This is a genomic window from Nocardia sp. NPDC058114, from assembly GCF_042884695.1.
Lineage (GTDB): Bacteria > Actinomycetota > Actinomycetes > Mycobacteriales > Mycobacteriaceae > Nocardia.
This window is the reverse complement of sequence record NZ_JBHVTK010000003.1, coordinates 484,807-508,988: the sequence shown is the minus strand read 5'-3', so window position 1 is coordinate 508,988 and position 24,182 is coordinate 484,807. Positions and strand designations below refer to the sequence as shown.

Annotated in this window: 1 protein-coding gene (running past one end of the window); it reads right to left on the bottom strand. The window is 69.8% G+C overall.

Annotated elements, in window-relative coordinates; translation table 11 throughout:
• On the bottom strand, nucleotides 1-24,182 hold the 5' portion of the coding sequence (locus ACFVVI_RS14835) for a non-ribosomal peptide synthase/polyketide synthase (RefSeq protein ID WP_387445768.1). The gene continues 19,828 nt to the left of window position 1, outside the view; 24,182 of the gene's 44,010 nt are visible here — the first part of the coding sequence; the start codon lies at nucleotides 24,180-24,182; the stop codon falls past the left edge of the window.

The following is a 24,182-nucleotide window of genomic DNA, read 5'->3' as shown; positions in this document are numbered from 1 at the left end:
TCGCGCACGCCGATATCGGTGTCCAGCGCGGCCGACAGGCGGGCGGCGACCTGGGTGGCGGTCAGCGAGTTACCGCCGAGCGCGAAGAAGTCGTCGTCCAGGCCGACCCGATCCACGCCGAGCACACCGGCGAAGGTGGCGGCGACGATTTCCTCGACCGGGGTGGTCGGGGCGCGGAACACCGCGGCCTCGAACACCGGCGCGGGCAGCGCCTTGCGGTCGAGCTTGCCGGAGGCGTTGAGCGGGAACTCGTCGAGCACGACGATGACCGAGGGCACCATGTAGGCGGGCAGGTTGCCGCCCAGTTCCTCGCGTGCGTCCTCGATGTCGACGGTGCGGCCGGTCGCGGGGATGACATAGGCGACCAACTGGTCGCCGGTGTGCTGATCGCCGCGGACGACGACCACCGACTGAGCGACCTCGTCGAGGCCGGTCAGCGCGGACTCGATCTCGCCGAGCTCGATGCGCAGGCCACGCAGCTTCACCTGGAAGTCGGTGCGGCCCAGGTACTCCAGCTCGCCCTGTTCGGTCCAGGCGACGAGGTCGCCGGTGCGGTACATGCGCTCGCCGTCGTCGCCGAACGGGTCGGCGACGAAGCGATCGGCGGTCAGGTCCGGGCGGGCGACGTAGCCGCGCGCCAGCTGGACACCGGCGAGGTAGAGCTCACCCGCGACGCCGACCGGGACGGGGCGCAGACGCGCGTCGAGGACGTAGACCTGGGTGTTGAAGACCGGGGCACCGATCGGCACCGTGTCCACGTCGGTGTCGACGACCTCGTGGAAGGTGACGTCGACCGCGGCCTCGGTGGGGCCGTACAGGTTGTGCAGGGCGGCGCCGGTCAGCTCGCGCAAACGGTGAGCGGGCTTGGGCGGCAACGCTTCACCGGAGGCGAACACCATCCGCAGCGACGCGCAGCGCGCGGCCGCTGCATCGGCGACGAACACGGCGAGCATCGACGGCACGAAGTGGGTGACGGTGACACCCTCGGTGTGAATGATCTCGGCGAGGTACGCCGGATCACGATGGCCGTCCGGCTTCGCGACGACCAGCTTCGCGCCGATCTGCAAGGGCCAGAAGAACTCCCACACCGACACGTCGAACGTCGCCGGAGTCTTCTGCAAGACCACATCGGCCTCGGTCAGACCGTAGGCCTCCTGCATCCACACCAAACGGTTGACGATCGCACCGTGGCTGACCGCCACACCCTTGGGGCGACCCGTCGAACCCGACGTGAAGATCACGTACGCCGTGTTCGCCGGACGCAGCGGCGCGATCCGCTGGGCATCGGTGACGCGGGTATCGGTGTAGCCGTCCAGGTCGAGCAGATCGATGCGGACCTGTGCGGTGTCGATCTCCAGATCGGTGCCCGAGGTGAGCACACACACCGGATCCGCCGTCGCCAGAATGTATTCCGTGCGTTCGGCCGGGTGATCGGGGTCCAGCGGCACGTAGGCGCCACCGGCCACGCTCACCGCGTACATGCCGATCACCAGGTCGAGCGAGCGGCGCATACCCAGTGCCACATAGGTTTCCGGGCCGACGCCGCGGTCGATCAGCCAGCGCGACAGACGGTAGACCCGTTGCGCGAACTCGGCGTAGGACAGACTCGTGCCCTCGAAGGACAGGGCGGTGGCCTGCGGCGTGCGGGCAACCTGGGCCTCGAACATCGAGACGAGGGTGGCCCGCTGGTCGACCTCGTGCGCGGTGGCGTTCCACTCGCGCACGACGAGTTCGCGTTCAGCGGCATCGAGCAGTTCGATATCGCCCACGGCGACAGCCGGTTCCGTGGTGATCGCGGTGAGCACCCGGATCAGGCGCTCGGCGATGCGGTGCACGGTGGCCGTGTCGAACAGATCGCTGAGGTAGCCGGCGCGGATGCGCAGCTGGGTGTCGAGCTGCGCGATCAGCGACAGCGGGTAGTGGGTGGCGTCGGCGGCGTCGAGACCGGTGACGGCCATGCCGTCGATATCGGCGGCCTGGGCTTTGATGCCCTCGGCGTCGACCGGGTAGGACTCGAAGACGACGAGCGAGTCGAACAGGCCACCGACGCCGGCCGCCGACTGGATCTCGGCGAGGCCGATGTAGTGGTGGTCGAGCAGGTCGGCCTGCTCGCCCTGGGTGCGGGTGAGCACGTCGCGCACCGATTCGGCGGCGTCGAAACGCACGCGCACCGGGACGGTGTTGATGAACAGGCCGACCATGGATTCCACGCCGGACAGCTGCGCGGGACGACCCGAGACGGTGGTGCCGAAGAGCACGTCGTCGCGGCCGGTCATCCGGCCGAGCACGATCGACCAGGCCACCTGCAGGACGGTGTTCGGGGTGACGCCGAGGTCGGCGGCCAGCGCCACGAGCCGCGCCGTGGTGGGCTCGTCGAGGTCGAACAGGTACTCGTCGGACAGGGCGGCGATCTCGCGGCTCGCGTCGGGACGGGCCAGCATGGTCGGCTCGGTGACGCCGCGCAGCGCGTGCGACCAGGCTTCGACCGAGACCGAATGATCCTGACGGCCGACCCATTCCAGGAAGTGGCGGTACGAGCGGACGGCGGGCAGCGCGCTCGCGTCGCCGTGCAGGGCGTAGAGGGCGAGCAGGTCGCGCATGACCAGCGGCGTCGACCAGCCGTCCAGCAGGATGTGGTGGTTGGACACCACGAAGCGCCATTCGTGCTCGGCGATCTGGATCAGGGTGAAGCGGATCAGCGGCGGGTTGGCCAGGTCGAAGCGGGCGGTGCGGTCGGCCTCGACGAGGTCGGCGAATTCGCCGGTCTCGATGCGGTCGTGTTCGGTCCAGGCCACGCGGGTGGTGTCGAGGACGACCTGCACGGCGTTGCCGTCGTGGTCGGTGACGAACGCGGTGCGCAGGGTTTCGTGGCGGTCGAGCAGCGCCTGGGCGGCGGCACGCAGACGGGTGGCGTCGACGCGACCGGTGAGTGTGAGGACGGCCTGGGCGGTGTAGACGTCGACCGAGGTGGCGGCCAGCCGGGCGTGGAAGAACAGACCTGCCTGCAGTGCGGCCAGCGGCCACACCTGGGTCAGCTCGGGGTAGCGCTTCTCCCAGGTGTCGATATCGCGCTGGGTGGAGCGCACGAGGGCGAAGTCGGACGGCGTGTGGCCGCCCGCGTCGGCCGAATTGGCGTGCCGGGCAACGGCTTCCAGCGCCGTGATCCACAGGTCGGCGAATTCGCGGACCTCGGCCTCGGCGAGCAGGGTGCTCGGGTAGCCGATATTGGCGCTGAGCTTGTCGCCGACGACGATCGCGTTGACGTCAAGGGGCGCCATCGCGGGCATGTCGGCGTCGTAGGCGCCGCCGAGGGCGGCCAGCTCGGGCGCGGGGATCCAGCCGAAGCCGCGCAGCGCGTCGGGGACGTCGCTGTCGGCGACGCGGCCGAGGTAGTTGAAGCTGATCTGGCCGGGGAGCTGCGTGGGCAGTTCGACGGCGGTCTCGGCGTTCATGTACCGCAGCAGGCCGTAACCGATGCCCTTGTCGGGCACCGCGAGCAGCTGTTCCTTGACCGCCTTGACGGCCTGTCCCAGCGCCGGACCACCGGCGAGCGCGGCATCGATGTCGATGCCGGCCAGGTCGAGGCGGACCGGGAAGATGGCGGTGAACCAGCCGACGGTGCGCGACAGGTCGGCGCCGGGCGCGACCTCTTCCTCGCGACCGTGGCCTTCGAGACGAACCAGCAGCGCGTCGCCGCTCGGGTCGGCGCGGTGGCCGTTGCCGAGCGCGCCGGGACCGGTCCGGGTGGAGCGCCACTTGGCGGCGGCCAGCGCCAGCGCGGTGAGCAGACCGTCGTTGACGCCACCGTGGAACAGCGCGGGGACGGTGGTGAGCAGGGCCTTGGTGACCTCGGCGGACACCTCGACCGGCAGCTTCTCCACGACACCGGAGACGTCGACCGCCGGGTCCATCGGCCGCTCGGTGAGCAGCGGGTCGGGGGTCGCGACGACCTCACGCCAGAAGTCGAGTTCTGCGGCACGGTCGGTGGTGCGCGCCTCGTCCGCGAGGGCGTGCGCCCATGCCCGCATGGAGGTGGCGGGTGCGACGAGTTCCGGCTGCTGTCCGGCGGAGAGCTGACCCCACGCGGACACGAAGTCGGGCACGAGGATGCGCCACGAGACACCGTCGACCACGAGGTGGTGGGCGACGACGATCAGGCGACCTGCCCGACGGGCGTTGGCGGAACCGTCGGCATCTCCGGTCGCGGCGGCATCGCTGGTCTGCGTGACCGCGAACCCGTCCGCGGTGGCGTCGGTGCCCGCGGCGGTGAGCCCATCCGCGGTGACTGATCCTGCGTTCAGCTCCGGTTCCAGCCAGACGAAGCGCACGACGACGCCGTTGGCCGGGTCGAGGCGGTCGAGGCCGGCATCCAGCGCGGTGGCGGCGATTTCGACCAGTTCGGCATCGGAGACGGCGGGGTCGAACGAGGTGTGGTCGATGAGCGCGGTGGCGTCGACAGTGCCGGTGGGGGCGGTGTCGACGACCCAGCGGCCGTCGACCTGGTGCAGGCGCGAGCGCAGCATGTCGTGGCGGTCGATGACCGCGCCGACGGTGGCGGCGATGCCCGCGCGGTCGATGCCGACCGGCAGTTCCAGCGCCATGGTCTGGTTGAACCGGTCGAACGAACCGGGACGCTCGGCCATGAACCGCACGACCGGGGTCAGCGGCATCTCGCCGACGCCACCGCCCGGCAGCTCTGCCAGCGTGATCGCGGAAGCCGCCGCGACATCGGCGGTTTCGGCGACCGAGGCCAGGCCGGCGACGGTGCGCTGCTCGAAGACGTTGCGCGGGGAGAACAGCACGCCGCGAGCCTTGGCCCGGGAGACAAGCTGGATGGAGACGATCGAGTCGCCGCCGAGCGCGAAGAACGAATCGTCCACGCCCACGCGTTCCACCCCGAGCACCTCGGCGAAGACCTCGGCGATGGTCTGCTCGATCGGGTTGCGCGCGGCCCGGAAGGTGACCTCGGTGGCGAACACCGGCTCCGGCAAGGCCTTTCGGTCGAGCTTGCCGACCGGGGTGAGCGGCACGTGGTCGATCACCATGATCGACGACGGCACCATGTACGCGGGCAGACGATCCTCGACGTGCGCGGTCAGCGCGGCCACATCGATCGAATGACCCGGCACGGCAACCACATACGCGACCAGCGAGACAGCGCCCGCGGTGCTCTTGTGGCCGACGGTGGTGGCGAAGTCGACGGTCTCGTGCGAGGCGAGGGCGGAGTCGATCTCGCCCAGTTCGATCCGGAAGCCGCGGATCTTGACCTGGAAGTCGGACCGGCCGACGTACTCGACGGTGCGCTCGGCGGTCCAGCGGACCACGTCGCCGGTGCGGTACATCCGCTCGCCCGGGATGAACGGGTCGGCGACGAACCGGTCGGCGGTGAGTCCGGCGCGGGCGTGATACCCACGGGCCAGCTGGATGCCCGACAGGTAGAGCTCACCCGCGACACCCACCGGAACGGGCTGGAGCTGGGCGTCCAGGATCAGCGACCGCATGCCGCGAGTCGGCCCACCGATGGTGACCAGCTCGCCCGGCGTCAGCGCGGCGCTGATGTTGGTCATGATCGTGGTCTCGGTGGGGCCGTAACCGTTGTGGAAGGCGCGAGTTGTGCCATCCGCCAAGGGAACTGCCCACTTCGACACCAGATCGGCGGGGACCGCTTCGCCACCGGCGACCAGGACGCGCAGCGAGTCGAGGCCGCTGGGGTCGAAGGTCGCCAGGGCGGCGGGGGTGATGAAGGCGTGGGTGACCCGCTCGGTGCGGATCAGCTCGGACAGCTCGTCGCCGCCGTAGACGCCCGGCGGGACGACGACCAGCGCGCCACCGCGGGCCAGGGCCAGCAGCAGCTCGAGGATCGAGGCGTCGAACGAGGGCGAGGCGAAATGCAGTGCGCGCGTGCCGGTATCGAGGGCGTAGCGCTCGGCCTGCTCCTCACCGAAGTTCGCGAGACCGGCGTGGGTGACGACGACGCCCTTGGGCACGCCGGTCGAGCCGGAGGTGTAGATGACGTAGGCGGGCTGCTCGGGGGTGGTCACCCGCACGAGCTCGTCGTCGGCGATCGGCCCGCCGTCGAAACGAGCGAGGTCCAGCTCGTCTAGTACCAGCCAGCCAGCGGCAGCATCCGCGGCCGAGCTGTCGAGTGTCGCCGTCGCGTGCGGCGTGGATTCGATACCGGCGGCATCGCGCGGCGCGATGTCCGGAAGTCCGCCCAGCACAGAGGCGACAGTGATGCCCAGCGGCGAACCGGAGTCGGTGACCATGTGGGCGATGCGGTCGGCGGGGTAGGTCGGGTCGACCGGGACGAAAGCGGCGCCGGTCTTGGCGACGGCCCACGCTGCCAGCACCGAGTCGGCCGATCGCGGAACGCCGATCGCGACGAGATCCTCGGCGCCGATGCCCTCGGCGATCAGCAAGCGCGCCAAACGGTTCGAGCGTTCGTCGAGCTCGGCGTAGGAAACACTGGTCCCCTGGAACACGACGGCGGTGCCGGTCGGGTTCTGTGCGACGGCGTCGGCCAGGAGGTTGCGCAGGGTACGTGCGGGCACCGGCGGTTCGCCGACCCGGAACACCAGGTCGGACCGTTCGGCCGCGTCGAGCACGTCGATCGCGCCGACCGTGATGTCGGCATCGGCGGCGACGGCCTCGAGGACTCGCTGCCAGCGCACGGCGATGCCGGCGACGGTGTCCTCGTCGAACAGTTCGGTGGCGTAGTTCAGTGCCAGTGCCATCCCGCCGTGGCCGGGTTCGCCCAGCTCGGAGAGGGTGAACTGCAGGTCGAAGCGGGCAACGCTCTCGTCGAGGTCGAGCGCCGACACTGCCAGGCCGGGCAGTTCGAGGGTGGTGCGGTCCAGGTTCTGGAAGGCCAGCATCACCTGGAACAGCGGGTTGCGCGACTGCGAGCGCTCGGGCGCGAGCAGTTCGACCAGGCGCTCGAAGGGCACGTCGGCGTTGCCGTAGGCGTCGAGGTCGGTCTTGCGGGCCTGCTCGAGCAGGTCGGTGAACGTCTCGGCCGGGCGCACGCCGGTGCGCAGCACCAGGGTGTTGACGAACATGCCGACCAGGTCGTCGAGGGCCTGCTCACCGCGACCCGCGATGGGGGTGCCGATGGCGACGTCGTCGGAGCCGGACAGGCGAGCCAGCAACACCGCGAGGGCGGTGTGCATGACCATGAACAGCGACGCGCCCTGGCGGCGGGCGATCTCGTCGAGCGCGGCGACGAGTTCGGGCGAGAGCTCGCGGTGCACGGTGGCGCCACGCAGCGAGGCGATGGCCGGACGCGGGCGGTCGAACGGCAGGGTCAGTTCGTCGGGGACACCGGCGAGCTGGGACTGCCAGTAACCGACCTGGCGCGACATGAGCGAGTCGGCGTCGTCCTCGGTGCCGAGTACGGCGCGCTGCCAGATCGCGAAATCGGCGTACTGGACGGGCAGCGGCGCCCAACCGGGGGCAGCGCCCTGGGCCCGGGCGGTGTACGCGCGCATCACATCGCGGGTCAGCGGCGCGATCGAGAAACCGTCGGCGGCGATGTGGTGCACGACCACGACCAAGACGTGTTCGGTGACGCCACCATCGACGTCCCCGGCACCCGCGGCCTGCTCCGTGTCAGCGGTGCGACCCGTGTGGCCTGCGGCGGCGACCCGGAAGAGGCGGGCGCGCATCGGAACCTGTTCGGCCACATCGAAACCGGTGGAGACGAACTCGGTGACGGTCTCGAACAGCTCGTCCTGCGCGATCGCGATCGGGCGCAGGTCCAGCGAAATGCGCTCCGCGGCGACGATCTGCTGTACCGGGGTGCCGCCGTGTTCGGGGTAGCGGGTGCGCAGCGACTCGTGCCTGCGGACCAGGTCGGCCAGCGCCAAAGACAGTGCCTCGGTGTCGAGTTCGCCGGTGAGGCGGATCGCGACGGGCAGGTTGTAGGCGGCCGAGGTGGTGTCGTACTTGTTGAGGAACCACATGCGCTGCTGCGCGAACGACAGCGGAACCAGTTCCCCTTCGGCCCGCTCACGGGCGACCAGCGCCGCGCGGGCGGTGCCGCCGGTGTGCGATTCCACCCGTGCCGCGAGGGCTTCCACGGTGGACGCTTCGAACAGCGCGCGCACCGGGACCGTCGCGCCGAGCGCCGCACCGATGCGGGCGACCACGCGGGTGGCGATGAGCGAGTTGCCGCCGAGGTCGAAGAAGTCGTCGTCGACACCGACGCGATCCAAGCCGAGCACATCGGCGAAGACCGCGGCCACGGCTTCCTGCACCGGTGTGACCGGCGCGCGGAAGGCCCGCGCCTGCACCGCGGGAGCGGGCAGCGCGCGACGGTCCAGCTTGCCGTTGACCGTCAGCGGGATCCACTCGAGGCGCACGAGCGCCGCCGGAACCATGTAGGCGGGCAGCTGTTCGGCCGCACCGCTGCGGATGGTCTCGAGGTCGGGTTCGAGGTCGCCCTCGGCGACCACGTAGGCGACGATCCGCTGGTCACCCGGCTGATCCTCACGCACGATGACCGCGGCCTGGGCGATGCCCGGCTGCGCGAGCACGGCGGCTTCGATCTCACCGAGCTCGATGCGGAAGCCGCGAACCTTCACCTGGTCGTCGGCGCGGCCGAGATATTCGAGTTCGCCGAAGCGGTTCCAGCGCGCGAGGTCGCCCGAGCGGTACAGGCGCGAGCCACCCTGGTTCGGGCCCGCGAGGGGATTGGCGACGAAGCGGGTGGCGGTCAGGTCGGGGCGACCGAGGTAGCCGCGCGCCAACTGCGGTCCGGCGACATACATTTCGCCCGCGACACCCACCGGCACCGGCCGCAACCGGTTGTCGAGGACGTACACGCCCAGACCCGCGATCGCCCGGCCGACCACCGAACCGGCGGCGGCGGCAATGGTTTTCGCGTCCAGCGCCCGGAACGACACGTGCACCGTGGTCTCGGTGATGCCGTACATGTTGACCAGCGTCGGCGAGCTGTCACCGTGGCGCGCGACCCAATCCGACAGGCGGCGCAGCTCGAGGGCCTCGCCACCGAACACCACATAGCGCAGGGCCAGCGGCTCCAGGCCCGGTCCGGCGTTGCGGTCGGCCTCGGCCAGCTGGTAGAACGCCGACGGCGTCTGGTTGAGGACCGTCACCTGCTCCACGCGCAGCAGTTCCAGGAACTGTTCCGGCGAACGCGAGGTGTAGTAGTCGACGACGATCAGCGAGCCGCCGAACAGCAGCGGGCCCCACAGCTCCCACACCGAGAAGTCGAAGGCGTAGGAGTGGAACAGCGTCCACACATCGCGCGGGCCGAAGCCGAAGTCGCGATCGGTGTTGGCGAACAGGCGCACCACATTGCGGTGCGCGACCGCGACGCCCTTGGGACGGCCGGTCGAGCCGGAGGTGTAGATGACGTAGGCGACATTGTCCGGCGAGAGCGGGGCGAGCCGGTCGGCGTCGGTGATCGGGGCGTCGTCGGCGTCTTCGATATTGCCGGTTTCCACGGCGAATCCGTCGAGCACCACCGAGGGCAGGTGCTCGGGCACCCGCACCTGGACGGTGGAATCGAGGACGACGCTGGTGGGGCGCGAGTCCTCGAGCACGTAGGCGATGCGCTCGGCCGGATAGGTCGGATCGACCGGCACGTAGCCCGCACCGGTCTTCACGACGGCGAGCAGCGCGACCACGAGGTCGAGCGAACGCGGCAGGATCACCGCGACCAGCGATTCCGGGCCTGCGCCGTCGTCGATCAACCTGCGCGCCAGCACATTCGCACGGCGATCGAGCTCGGCGTAGGTCAGCGACTCGACGCCGAACTTGGCGGCGATCCGGTCGGGGTAGGCGGCGGCCGCGGCGTCGAACAGGTCGACCAGGGTCGTGTGCTTGTTGCCGAACAGGCCACGCCGGTAGCCGGCGGGGGTGCTGGCGTCGTGGATGACCGGCAGACCGATGGCGTCGGGACCGGAGGACACCCAGCGCTGCGCGACATCACGCTGTTCGGCCTCGCCGAGCAGGTCGATGTCGCCGACGATCACGTCGGGGTTCTCGGCGACGCTGCGCAGGATGCGGACCAGGCGGTCGCCGAAGGCGGCGACGGTTTCGGCGTCGAACAGATCGGTGGCGTAGTTCCACGACAGCGCGAGCGAGCCGTCGGCGGCTTCGCCCACGGTGAGCTGCACGTCGAATTTCGCTGTGCCCGGATCGAAGTCGACGACCTCGAGATCGAGGCCGGGCAGTGCGATGGTGCCCGCGTCGGCGGCGGTGGCCGCCTCGAAGGTGAGCGCCACCTGGAACAGCGGGTGATGCGCCTGTGAACGGGTGGGGCTGAGCACGTCGACGAGGCGCTCGAACGGCACATCGGCGTTGGCGAAGGCGGACAGGTCGACCTTGCGGATCTGATCCAGGAGGTCGCCGAAGCTCGCGCTCGAGTCGACCTCGCTGCGCAGCACCAGGGTGTTGACGAACATGCCGACCAGGTCGTCGAGCGTGCGCTCGCCGCGACCGGCGATGGGGGTGCCGATGGCGATGTCGGTGCTGTTGGACAGGCGCGCGGCCCAGGTGGCCAGTGCCGCGTGCATCACCATGAACAGGGTGACGCCGCGGGCGCGGGCGATCTCGGTCAGCGCGTGGTGCAGGTGCGCGTCGACCGAGAAGCGGTGCAGGTCACCGGCGTTGGTGGCGACCTCGGGGCGCGGCCGATCGGCGGGCAGCTCGAGCTGATCGGGCAGATCGCGCAACTGCTCGGTCCAGTAGGCGAGCTGGCTCGCGGCGACCGATTCGGGATCGGACTCCGCACCGAGGATCTCACGCTGCCACAGGGTGTAGTCGGCGTACTGGACTTCCAGCGGCGTCCAGGCGGGGTTCTCACCGCGGGTGCGCTCGGTGTAGGCGATCACGACATCGCGCAGCAGCGGACGCAGCGAGAAACCGTCACCGCTGATGTGGTGCATGACCAGCACGGCCACGTGGTTCCGGTCGTCGACGCGCAGCAGGCTCGCGCGGAACGGGACTTCGCGGGTCACGTCGAAGTGCACGCTCGCCAGTTCGATCACCCTGGCCACCACGTCGCTCGCGGCGACCGGCTGGGCTGTCAGCGCGAAACGGACCTCGTCGGCGGGCCGGATCTGCTGGTAGCCCGCGCCTTCCTCGACCGCACCCGAGGCCACATCGGCTGCCGGGTAGAAGGTGCGCAGGGATTCGTGCCGGGCGACCACGTCGGCGATGGCCGCCTCGAGCGCGGCGACATCGAGGTCACCGGTGAGGCGGATCGCGACGGGGATGTTGTTGACGGCGGTGCGGTTGTCGAAGCGGTTGAGGAACCACATCCGCTGCTGCGCCTGCGACAGCGGCACCAGCTCGGGCCGCGGGCGGGGAGCCAACGGGATGCGGCCACCACGACCGGTGTGCGTTTCGACCCGAGCAGCCAGCGCGGCCACCGTCGACGCCTCGAACAGCGCGCGCAGCGGCACCTGGGTATCGAGCGCCTCCGACAGCCGGGCCGCGACCCTGGTGGCGACCAGCGAGTTGCCGCCGAGTTCGAAGAAGTCGTCGTCGAGGCCGACCTGACCGGCGCCGAGCACCTCGGCGAAGGTGGCGGCGACGATCTGCTGCACCGGGGTGACCGGCGCCTGGAAGGTGCGCGCGGCGAACACCGGCGACGGCAGCGCCTTGCGATCGAGCTTGCCGGAAGCATTGAGCGGGAACGCGTTCAGCACCACGTACGCGGCGGGCACCATGTAGATAGGCAGCTCCGCGCCGAGTGCGTCCTTCACCGCGTCGGTGTCCACGGTGGCGCCGGTCTGCGGGACGACGTAGGCGACCAGCTGATCGCCGGTGTGCTCGTCGGCACGGACCACGACCACCGACTGGGCGATCTCCGGCAGCGCCGTGAGCGCCGCCTCGATCTCGCCGAGTTCGATGCGCAGACCACGCAGCTTCACCTGGAAGTCGGTGCGGCCCAGGTACTCCAGCTCGCCGGCCGGCGTCCAGGTGACGAGGTCACCGGTGCGGTACATGCGCTCGCCGGGCGCGAACGGGTCGGCGACGAAACGATCCATCGTCAGGTCGGCACGACCCACATACCCGTGGGCCAGCTGCACGCCCGCGAGGTAGAGCTCACCCGCGACACCCACCGGAACCGGCCGCAGCCGCGAATCCAGCACGTACAGACGGGTGTTGAACACCGGGGCGCCGATCGGCACCGTTTCGATGTCGGCATCGGTGACCTCGTGATAGGTCACGTCGACCGCGGCCTCGGTGGGGCCGTAGAGGTTGTGCAGCGCGGCGCCGGTCAATTCGCGCAGACGCTGCGCGGTCGGCGCGGGCAGCCCCTCGCCGGAGGCGAACACATTGCGCAGCGAAACACACTCGGCGGCAAGCGGTTCGGTGACGAACACGGCCATCATCGACGGCACGAAGTGCACCGTGGTGACCTGTTCGGCCACGATCAGCCGGGCCAGGTAGGCCGGGTCGCGATGCCCGTCCGGCTTGGCGACCACCAGGCGCGCGCCGACCTGCAAGGGCCAGAAGAACTCCCACACCGACACGTCGAAGGTGGCGGGGGTCTTCTGCAGCACCACGTCGGCGGCGGCGAGGCCGTAGGCGGCGTGCATCCACACCAGGCGGTTGACGATCGCCGCGTGGCTGACCGCGACGCCCTTGGGGCGACCGGTCGAGCCTGAGGTGAAGATGACGTAGGCGGTGTTGCCCGAGCGCAGCGGGCGGTGCCGGTCGGCGTCGGTGACCGGCTCGGTGGAGTGGCCGGACAGGTCGAGCTGGTCGATGCGGACCTCTCGACCGGCGGCCGCGGGCAGGCTCTCGCCGGAGGTGAGCACGCAGACCGGTTGCGCGGTCTCGAGGATGTGCTCGATGCGCTCGGCCGGGTGATCGGGGTCCAGCGGTACGTACGCGCCACCGGCGGCGGACACGGCGTACATGCCGACCAGCAGATCGATCGAGCGCCGCATACCGAGTGCCACATACGATTCCGGGCCGACGCCGGCGTCCTTGAGCCAGCGCGCCAGCTGACGCACGCGGCCCGCGAACTCGGCATAGGACAGACTCGTCCCCTCGAACGTGAGCGCGACCGCGTCGGGGGTCCGGGCGACCTGCGCCTCGAACAGCGCGTGCAGCGTGGCCGGTTCGTCGTCACTCGGCGTGCTCAGCGCGGCGTCGACGGCGAATTCGGTGTCGTTCCAGCGATCGAGCACCAGGGTGCGCTCGGCGGAGTCGAGAAGTTCGATGTCACCGACGGGAGCCGAGGGGTCGACCACGACGGCGGTGAGCACGCGCAGCAGGCGGGCGCCGAAGGTCGCGGCGAAGCCCGCGTCGAAAAGGTCTGTCGCGTAGACGAGTTCGGCATCCATGTGACTGTCGTCGTCGGCGGGGACCTCGCTGAGCGCGAGCTGCAGATCGAACTTCGCCATGTGCTGGTCGATGCCCAGCTCGGAGACCGTGAGGCCGGGCAGTTCCAGGGTGGTACGACCCAGGTTCTGGAACGAGAGCATCACCTGGAACAGCGGGTGGCGCGACTGCGAGCGCGCCGGGTTGAGCACCTCGACCAGGCGCTCGAACGGCACGTCGGCGTGCGCGAAGGCCGCCAGATCGTGCTCGCGGACCTGACCGAGCAACTCGGCGAAGGTGGCGCCCGGATCGACCTGCGCGCGCAACACCAGGGTGTTGACGAACATGCCGACCAGATCGTCGAGTGCCTGCTGACCACGGCCCGCGACCGGGGTACCGATGGCGATGTCGGGGGTGCCCGACAGCCGCGACAGCAGGACGGCGAAAGCGCTGTGCACCACCATGAACAGGGTGGTGCTGTGCTCGTGGGCGACCCGGTTCAATGCCTCGACGAGCTCGCCCGGCACTTCGAAGCGGTGCGTGCCCGCCTGGTAGCTGGCCTGCGCGGGCCGCGACTTGTGGCCCAGACGCAGTTCGTCGGGCAGATCGGCGAGCGCGCCGCGCCAGTGCTCGAGCTGCTCGGAGATCAGCGAGGTGGGATCGGTTTCGTCGCCGAGGATCTCGCGCTGCCACAGCGCGTAGTCGACGTACTGGATGTTCAGGGGCGGCCAGCCGGGTTCGGTGTTCGCGGTGCGGGCCACGTAGGCGGTCATCAGGTCGCGCACCAGCGGACGCAGCGAGAAACCGTCGGCGGCGATGTGGTGGACCACCATCACCAGCACGTGTTCGCGCTCGCTGAGCTCGTAGACCCGAAGGCGCACCGGCGCGTTCGCGGTGACGTCGAAACCGCGACGGGCGAACTCGTAGAGCGAGATCGCCATGTCGGTCTCGTCGGCCTCGATCAGCTCGACGTCCGGAATCGAGCCCGCGGCGGCGAGCACCTTCTGGTAGGCCGTGCCGTCGGCCATGGCGGCGCGCCCCGACTCGGGGGCGACGTACACCGGGTAGACCGTGCGCAAGGTTTCGTGGCGGGCGACCACGTCGGCGACCGCGCCGCGCAGCGCGGGCAGGTCGAGCAGGCCCTGCAGGCGGACCGCGACCGGGATGTTGTAGGTGCCGGTGTCGGCGACGTCGAAGCGGTTCAGGAACCACATGCGCTGCTGCGCGAGCGACAGCGGCGGATGCTCGGGACGCTGACGGGCCGTGAGCTCGGCGCGCAGACCGGTGCCCGCGTGCGATTCCACGCGGGCGGCCAACGCGCCGACGGTGGGCGCCTCGAACAGGGTGCGCACGCCGACCTCGGTGTCGAGCGCCGTGCTCAGGCGCGCCGCGACCTGGGTGGCCACGAGCGAGTTGCCGCCGAGGCCGAAGAAGTCGTCGTCCACGCCCACGCGTTCGGCGCCGAGCAGGTCGGCGAAGATCTCGGCGACGATCTCCTCGATCGGGGTCGACGGCGCACGGAACACCTTCGCCTCGAACACGGGCGCCGGCAACGCTTTACGGTCGAGCTTGCCGGACGCGTTGAGCGGGAAGGCATCCAGCACGACCAGGGCCGACGGCACCATGTAGGCGGGCAGTTCGGTGGTGATGCCCGCCTTCACCGCGGCCACGTCGAGGGCCGAGTCCACCTCTGGCACCAGGTAACCGACGAGCTGGTCACCGGCGTGCGCGTCGGAGCGCACGACGACGACCGACTGCGCGACACCCGGCTGCGCCAGCAGGGTCGCCTCGATCTCACCGAGTTCGATGCGCAGACCGCGCAGCTTCACCTGGAAGTCGGTGCGGCCCAGGTAGTTCAGTTCGCCGTAGGTGAGACCGTTCTCGCCCGACACCGCGGTCCAGGTGACGAGGTCACCGGTGCGGTACATGCGCGAGCCCGCCGCGCCGTACGGATTGGCGACGAAGCGGTCGGCGGTCAGGTCCGCCCGGTTGAGATAGCCGACGGCCAGCTGATCGCCCGCCAGATAGAGCTCTCCCGCAACGCCGGGGGCCACGGGGTGCAGGCGCGAATCCAGCACGAACACCCGGGTGTTCCACACCGGGCGCCCGATCGGCACCGACTCCACATCGGCGTCGACGACCTCGTGATAGGTGACGTCGACCGCGGCCTCGGTGGGACCGTACAGGTTGTGCAGACGGGCGCCGGTGAGCTCGCGCAGACGCTGCGCGGTGGGCGCGGGCAGCGCCTCGCCGGAGGCGAACACCTGTCGCAGGCGCACCGCGTCACCGTTGCCGTTGCTGCCGAGGGTCGAGACGAACACCGACAGCATCGAGGGCACGAAGTGCGCGGTGGTGATGCCGCGTTCGGCGATGATCTGGGCCAGGTACACCGGATCGCGGTGGCCGTCGGGCTTGGCGACGACCAGGCGGGCACCGGTCTGCAAGGGCCAGAAGAACTCCCACACCGACACGTCGAAGGTGGCCGGGGTCTTCTGCAAGACGGCGTCGGCGGCGTCGATCGGGTACTCGTGCTGCATCCACAGCAGGCGGTTGACGATCGCCGCGTGATCCACCGCGACGCCCTTGGGGCGGCCGGTCGAGCCGGACGTGAAGATCACGTAGGCGGTATTGGTGGCCCGAATCGGTTGCACGCGTTCGGCATCGGTGATCGGCGCACCGCTGAAGTCGGCGGGCGAGAAGATGTTCTCGACCGCGTGCACGGTGACGCCGTCGGACTCGAACGCGTCGCGGCGGCTGGTGAGCACCAGTCGCGGCTGCGCGGTCTCGATGATGTGGCCGATGCGGTCGGCGGGCTGATCCGGGTCGAGCGGCACGTAGGCGGCGCCGGTCTGCAGCACCGCGTACATGGCGACGACCAACTCCGTGGAACGCCGGATCGCCAGTGCCACATTGTCACCGGGGCCCACGCCGTCGGCGATCAAGCGGCGCGCGATGCGGTTGGCCCGCTCCTGCAGCTCGCGGTAGGACAGCACTTGCTGCTCGAAGACCAGGGCGACGGCGTCCGGGGTCCGCTCCACCTGTGCGTCGAACAGCGACATCAACGTCGCGTGCGGGACGGCGTGCGCGGTGTCGTTCCAGTCGACGAGGACCTGTGCGTGCTCCTCGGGCGCGAGCAGATCGATGTCGCCGACGAACACCTCGGGATCGGCGACCACCGCGGCGAAGATGTTGTCGAGCCTGCGGGCGAACGCGGCGACCGTCGATTCGTCGAAAAGATCGAGCGCGTACGAGAATTCGGCCGCCATACCGCCGACGCCACCGTCGGTGTCCTGGACCTCGGTGAGCGTGAGCTGCAGGTCGAACTTGGCCAGCTGCGGGTCGTAATCGATTCCGCTCACCGCGAGGCCGGGCAGCTGCAGCGATGCCTGCTTGTTGTTCTGGAACGACAGCATCACCTGGAACAGCGGGTGGCGCGACTGCGAACGGGCCGGGTTGAGCACCTCGACCAGGCGCTCGAACGGCACGTCGGCGTGGGCGAAGGCCTGCAGATCGGTCTCGCGGGCCTGGGCGAGCAACGTGGCGAACGGGGTGGCGCCGTCGACCTGCGAGCGCAGCACCAGGGTGTTGACGAACATGCCGACCAGGTCGTCGAGCGCCTGATCGCCACGGCCCGCCACCGGGGTACCGATCGCGATATCGCTGGAGCCGCTGGCACGGGCCAGCAGCACCGCGAGGGCGCTGTGCATGACCATGAACAGCGAGGCGTTGTAGCGGCGACCCAATTCGACCAGGGCACGCTGGGTTTCGCTCGCGATGACGAAGCTGTACGTGCCGCCACGGTAGGACGCGGCAGGCGGGCGCGGGTGATCGGCCGGGAGGACCAGCTCGTCGGGTAGGTCCGCGAGTTCCTTTGCCCAGTAAGCGATCTCGGAGGAGATCAACGACTGCGGATCGTCCTCGGAGCCGAGGACCTCACGCTGCCAGAGCGAGTAGTCGGCGTACTGGACCGGCAGTTCGGCCCAGGTCGGCGCCTCCCACGAGGTGCGGGCCGCGTACGCCATGATCACATCGCGCGAGAGCGGCGCCATCGACCAGCCGTCGGCGGAGATGTGGTGCACCACCATGCCGAGCACGTACTCGGACTCCGACACCTCGAAAAGCCGTGCGTGCAGCGGCACTTCGCTGGTCACGTCGAACGCCATCGACGCCAGATCGATCAGGTGATCGATGAGGTTGTCCTCGGTCACCCGGTACGGGGTGAGGTCGGGAACGATCTGCGCGGCGTCCAGGATCACCTGCACGGGGCCGGTGCCGGAGTCGGGGAACACGGTGCGCAGCGACTCGTGGCGGTCGATCACGTCGATGACCGCGACCTGTAGGGCGGCCACGTCCAGGTCACCGGACAGCCGGATCGCGACCGGGATGTTGTTGACCGCCGACGCGGTGTCGAAGCGGTTGAGGAACCACATGCGCTGCTGGGCCAGCGACAGCGGCACCCGGTCGGGGCGTTCGCGGGCGACCAGCGCCTTGCGCGCGCCGTCACCGGCCTGCGACTCCACCCGGGCGGCCAGCGCCGCCACCGTGGGGGCCTCGAACAGCATGCGGACCGGGACACGGGTGTCCAGGGCGATGCCGATGCGGGACGCGACCTGGGTGGCGATCAGCGAGTTGCCGCCCAGTTCGAAGAAGTCGTCCTCGACACCGACCCGGCCCAGTTCGAGCACGTCGGCGAAGATCTGCGCGACGATCTGCTCGATCGGGGTGGTGGGCGCGCGGAACTCGCGTACCTCGAACACCGGCGCGGGCAACGCGCGACGATCGAGCTTGCCGTTGACGGTCAGCGGGACCGCGGCGAGCACCATGATCGACGAGGGCACCATGTACGCGGGCAGACGCTGTGCGACATGGTCGGTCAGTTCGGCGATATCGATCGAACTGCCCGGCACCGCCACGACATAGGACACCAGCGAGGTGCTGCCGCCCTTGTTCTTGTGACCGATGCTGACCGCGAAGTCGACTGTCTCGTGCGAGGCGAGCGCGGAGTCGATCTCGCCCAGTTCGATACGGAAACCGCGGACCTTCACCTGGAAGTCGGAGCGGCCGACGTACTCCACGTTGCGGTCGGCGGTCCAGCGCACCACGTCACCGGTGCGGTACATCCGCGCACCGGGGGCGTAGGGGTTGGCGACGAAACGGTCGGCGGTGAGCGAGGCGCGCGCGTGGTACCCACGCGCCATGCCGACGCCGCCGATGTAGAGCTCACCCGCGACACCGACCGGCACGGGGCGGAGGCGGTCGTCGAGGATCAGGGTGTGGACGCCGCGGATGGGGCCGCCGATGACGACCCGCTCCCCCGGGATCAGCCCTTCGCTGAGGTTGGACGCGATGGTGGTCTCGGTGGGTCCGTAGACATTGCCCAGCATGCGGCGCGAACCGTCGGGCAGGCGCACGGCCCACTTGGCGACCAGTTCCGGCGGGACCGCTTCACCACCCGCGGCGAGCACCCGCAGGTGATCGAGGCCGCGGGCGTCGAAGGTGGCCAGCGCGGCCGGGGTCACGAACGCGTGGGTGACCTGTTCGGTGATGAGGATGTCGCGCAGTTCCTCACCGCCGTACACACCCGGCGGGACGACGACGAGCGTGCCGCCGCGACCGATGGCGAGCAGCATTTCCAGCACCGAGGCGTCGAACGACGGCGAGGCGAAATGCAGTGCGCGCGTGGTGGAGTCGAGCGAGTAGAGGTCGATCTGCTCGGCGCAGAAGTTGGCGACGGAGGCGTGGGTGACCACGACGCCCTTGGGCACACCGGTGGAACCGGAGGTGTAGATCAGGTACGCGGGCTGCGCGGGATCGGTCTGGCGCACCAGTTCCCGCGGCGCGAGGGGGGCATCGGAAATACCGGTGAGGTCGATGTCGTCGACCACCACCCAGCCCACCGAATCAGGGAGTTCATCGGCTTCACCGGTGACCGTGATACCGACGGACACACCGGCATCGGTGATCATGTGGGCGATGCGGTCGGCCGGGTAGTTCGGGTCGACGGGCACGAACGCGGCACCGGTCTTGGTGACCGCCCACACGGCGAGCACCGATTCCAGCGAACGCGGCACGGCGACGGCGACGAAGTCCTCGGCGCCGAGACCCTGCTGGATCAGCAAGCGCGCCAACTGGTTCGAGCGACGATCGAGTTCGCCGTAGGAGACAGCGGTCCCCTCGAACACCACAGCGGTCGCCTCGGTGTCGCGGGCGGCCTGGGCGATCAGCTGCGGCAGCGTGCGCGCCACCGCGGCGGGGGCGCCGAAGCGGGTGACCAGGTCGGCGCGTTCGGCGTCGTCGAGCACGTCGATCGCGCCGACGGTGACGGCCGGGTCGGCCAGGATCGCGTCGAGCACGCGACGCCAGCGCAGCAGCAGTTCTTCGACGGTCGACTGATCGAACAGGTCGATGGCGTAGGTGAGCACGCCGGTCATGCCCGACAGCGAGCCGGTGCCGGTGTGTTCCTCGGTGAGAGTCCACTGCAGGTCGAACTTGGCCATGTCGACCTCGACCTCGTCGGCCGTGACCGTGAGACCGGGCAGCTCCAGGGTGCCGTGCGACATCTCCTGGAACGACAGCACCACCTGGAACAGCGGATGGCGGGCCTGCGAGCGCGACGGGTTGAGCACGTCGACGAGCCGCTCGAACGGCACATCCGCGTTGGCGAACGCGCTCAGGTCGGTTTCGCGGGTGCGGGTGAGGAATTCGGTGAACGGCTGGGTGGGATCGACGTCGGAACGCAACACCAGGGTGTTGACGAACATGCCTATCAGGTCATCGAGGGCCTGCTCACCGCGACCGGCGATGGGGGTACCGACTGCGATGTCGGTGGTGCCCGACAGGCGCGCGAGCAGCACCGCGAGGGAGGCGTGCACCACCATGAACAGGGTGACGCCGTTGGCACGGGCCACGGCGGCGAGCTGTTCGTGGGTCTCGGCGTCGATCTCGAAACCGACGCGCGCGCCACGGAAGCTCTGCTGCTGCGGGCGCGGGCGGTCGCTGGGCAGGTCGAGCTGGTCGGGCAGGCCCTCGAGGGCGCTCTTCCAGTAGTCGAGCTGACGCGCGGCCATCGAAGCCGGGTCGGATTCGGCGCCGAGCAGTTCGTGCTGCCACAGGGTGTAGTCGCGGTATTGGACCGGCAGCGGCAGCCAGGCCGGAGCCTGGCCCGCGGCGCGAGCCAGGTAGGCGGTGGCGACATCGCGGGCCAGCGGGCCGAAAGAGAAACCGTCGGCCGCGATGTGGTGCACAACGAAGGCGACCGCGTATTCCGGGGTGCCCGCACCGTGACCGTTGGACTCGGCGGTTCCACCGGCCACCTTGAAGATCTGCACGCGGATCGGCAGTTCCAGGGTGACATCGAAGCCGGTGGAGGCGAAGTCGATCAGCTCGTCGCGCAGCCGCGACTGGTCGATCGGGGTCACCGCGATGCCGAGGTCGAACTCGTCGGCGCCGAGTACGTGCTGGAAACCGCCGTCGGCGTCGGGGAAGATCGTGCGCAGCGATTCCTGGCGCACCACAACATCATTGAGCGCGGCGATCAGGGCGTCGACGTCGACGCTGCCCTTCATCTGCACCACGAACGGCAGGTTGTAGGTGGGTGCGGTGGGGTCGAACTGGTTGATGAACCACATCCGCTGCTGGGCCAGCGACAGCGGCACCTGCTCGGGACGCGGCTGCGCGACCAGCGGCGGACGCGCGGCGGAAACATCGGCGGGGGTGACGGATTCGGCCCGCGCGGCGAGTCCGGCCACGGTCGGGGTCTCGAACAGCGCGCGCACACCCAGCTGGATACCGAAGGCGGCGCCGATGCGGGCGACGACTTGCGTGGCGACCAGGGAGTTGCCGCCCAGTTCGAAGAAGTTGTCGTCGGCGCCGACGCGTTCCTGGCTCAGCACATCGCCGAAGATGCCGGCCACGATCTGCTCGGCCGGGGTGCGCGGTGCGCGGAAATCGCCTGCGGCAGCGGTGAAGACGGGTTCGGGCAGCGCCTTGCGATCCAGCTTGCCCGAGGTGTTGAGCGGGAACGCGTCGAGCACCATGATCGACGCGGGCACCATGTAGGCGGGCAGCTTCTCGGACACGAAACGAGTCAGCGTCGCCGGGTCGGCGGACTGGCCCGGCGCGGGCACGACGTAGGCCACGAGCTGCTGGCCGGTCGCGGTGTCGACCACGAGCACCGCGGCCTGGCTCACGGTCGGGTGCGCGAGCAGGTCGGTCTCGATCTCGCCGAGCTCGATGCGCTGACCGCGGAACTTCACCTGGAAGTCGGTGCGGCCGATGTACTCCAGCACGCCCTCGGCGTTCCAGCGCACGAGGTCGCCGGTGCGGTACATGCGCTCGCCGGGGGCGCCGACGGGGTTGGCGACGAAGCGGTCCGAGGTCAGGTCGGGGCGGCCGCGGTAGCAGCGGGCCAGCTGTCGACCGGCCAGATACAGCTCACCCGGGGCGCCGATCGCGGCCGGGCGCAGCCGTGAATCCAGTACGTAGACTTCGACATTCCACTCGGGGATACCGATCGGCACCTGCGTGGTGTCGGCTTCGGTGGCCTCCCAGTAGGTGACCGAGACCGCGGCCTCCGTGGGTCCGTACAGGTTGTGCAGGCCGGCGTCGGAGATCGCGCGCAGACCCGCGGCGGTCTCCGGGGGCAGCGCCTCACCGATGACGAAAACCGCACGCAGCGAGGCGCATTGAACCTGCGTGGCATGCGAGACGAAGACGGTGAGCATCGACGGGACGAAGTCGGTCACGGTCACGCCGTGGCGTTCGATCATGTCCGCGACGTACAGCGGGTCGCGGTGGCCGTCGGGGCTGGCGATGACCAGTTTCGCGCCGACCATCAGCGGCAGGAAGTAACCCCACAGCGACACGTCGAAGGTGGTGGCGGTCTTCTGTAAGTAGACGTCGTCGGCGGTCAACCGGTATTCGTCGAGCATCCACAGCTCTTGGTTGACGATCGCGTGGTGGGTGACCGCGACGCCCTTGGGGCGACCGGTCGAACCCGAGGTGTAGATGACGTAGGCGGTGTTGTCCGGGCGCAGCGGGGACAGGCGGTCGGCGTCGGTGAGAGCTGTGGCGTCGAAACCGGTCGTGTCGAGTCGATCGATCTCGACGCGGGCGACGGTGCCGGGCAGGTCGAGGTCGTCGCCGGTGGTGGTCAGGACGCAGACCGGTGCCGCGGAATCGAGGATGTAGGCGGTGCGGTCGGCCGGATGATCCGGGTCGATCGGCACGTACGCGCCACCGGCCCGCAGCACGGCGTGCATGCCGATGACGAGGTCGAGCGAGCGGCGCATGCCGAGCGCCACGAGCGATTCCGGGCCGACGCCGTCGGCGATCAGGAAGCGGGCCAGCCGGTTCACCTTCGCGCCGAATTCGGCGTAGGTGAGGGTTTCGCCCTCGAAGTCCAGGGCGATGTTGTCCGGGGTCAGCGGGATCTGCGCGTCGAGCAGCGCGGGCAGGGTGGTCGCGGGGACCTCGTGTGCCGCGTCGTTCCACTCGGTGAGCGAGCGTTCCAGCTCGGCCGTGCCGGTGACCGGCAGGTTCCACACCGGCAGTTCGGCGTCGGCGGCCAGGAAGCGGTCGAAGAACTCCAGGAACCGGCCGTGATGGGTCTGCGCGTCGGCGGCCGAGTACAGGTTCGGGTTGGTCTCGAAGTCGATGTGGGAGCGAGTGCCACCGTGCGACTGATAGAAGTTGACGCCCAGGTCTTCGATGCTGCCCGTGGACAGCACGTTGAGCGTGCCCTCCATGTCACCGAAGCTCAGATGGTTGTCGAACAGCATGATGTTGACCCACGGGCCGAAGAACTCCGTGGAGACCATGCCCTCGCCCGCCGAATCACGGCGGATGTCCTCGTGGCGGTAGCGCTGGTGGCGCAGGGCGCCGGAAACCTCGGTGGTCACCGAACGCAGCAGCTGCGCGACCGTGGTGTCGTGGCCCACGCGCAGGCGCAGCGGGACGATGTTCGAGGTCACACCGCCCGAGCGGCGCATCACCGCAGTGGTCCGGGCGGTGACCGGGAGGCTGAGGATGACGTCGGAGGTGCCGGTGATCTGGGCCAGGTACGCCGCGAAACCGGCGATCAGCAGCGGTGCGGCGGTGCTGTCGTGCCGGGCGATCGCCGCGGTGAGCAGCTCGTCCTGGGCGGTGCTCAGCGCCGCGCTGGTGACGTCGTTGACCGGCGAGGGCGGGGCCGAGCGGCCGGTGAGGCTGCTGCCTTCTTCCAGGCCCGCTACCCGCTGGGCCCAATGCTCTTTGTCGGACTGGAAGCGGGTGCTGTCGCGGTAGACGAGCTCGGACTCGTAGAGCGCACGCAGATCGGTGGCTTTGTTCGGCGGGGCCGGGGTACCGGTGACCTCGGCGGTATAGAGCTGTGCCGTGCGGTTGACGAAGTTGTTGGCGCCGAAACCGTCGAGCACGATGTGGTGGACACGGGCATACCAGTACCAGCGGTCATCGCTGAGCTGCAGCGCGGCGGCCTGGACGAGACGGTCGTTGACGATGTCGAGCGGGCGGCTGTACTCGGCCCGCATCCACGCGGCGGCGGCCGCTTCGGGGTCGGCCTCGCCACGCAGATCGACATAGATCAGCGTCGCGTCCTGAGTGGGGTCGATGGTCTGCATCGGCTCACCGTCGATCTCGACGATGCGCAGCCAGCCCGATTCGAGGTCGGTGGCCGCGTCGGCGCTCGCGCGCTCGAGCACGGCGACATCGAGGCGTCCACGCAGGTCGACGTACTGGGCGATGTTGATCGGCACCTGTGGGTCGACGTGCTGCGCGTACCAGATACCCAGCTGTGCGGGCGAAAGCGGGAAGTACTCCGAGGAGCCTCCACGTCCGTCACCAGTTTCGCCGTTTCCGCCGAAATCCAGCCGGTCCAA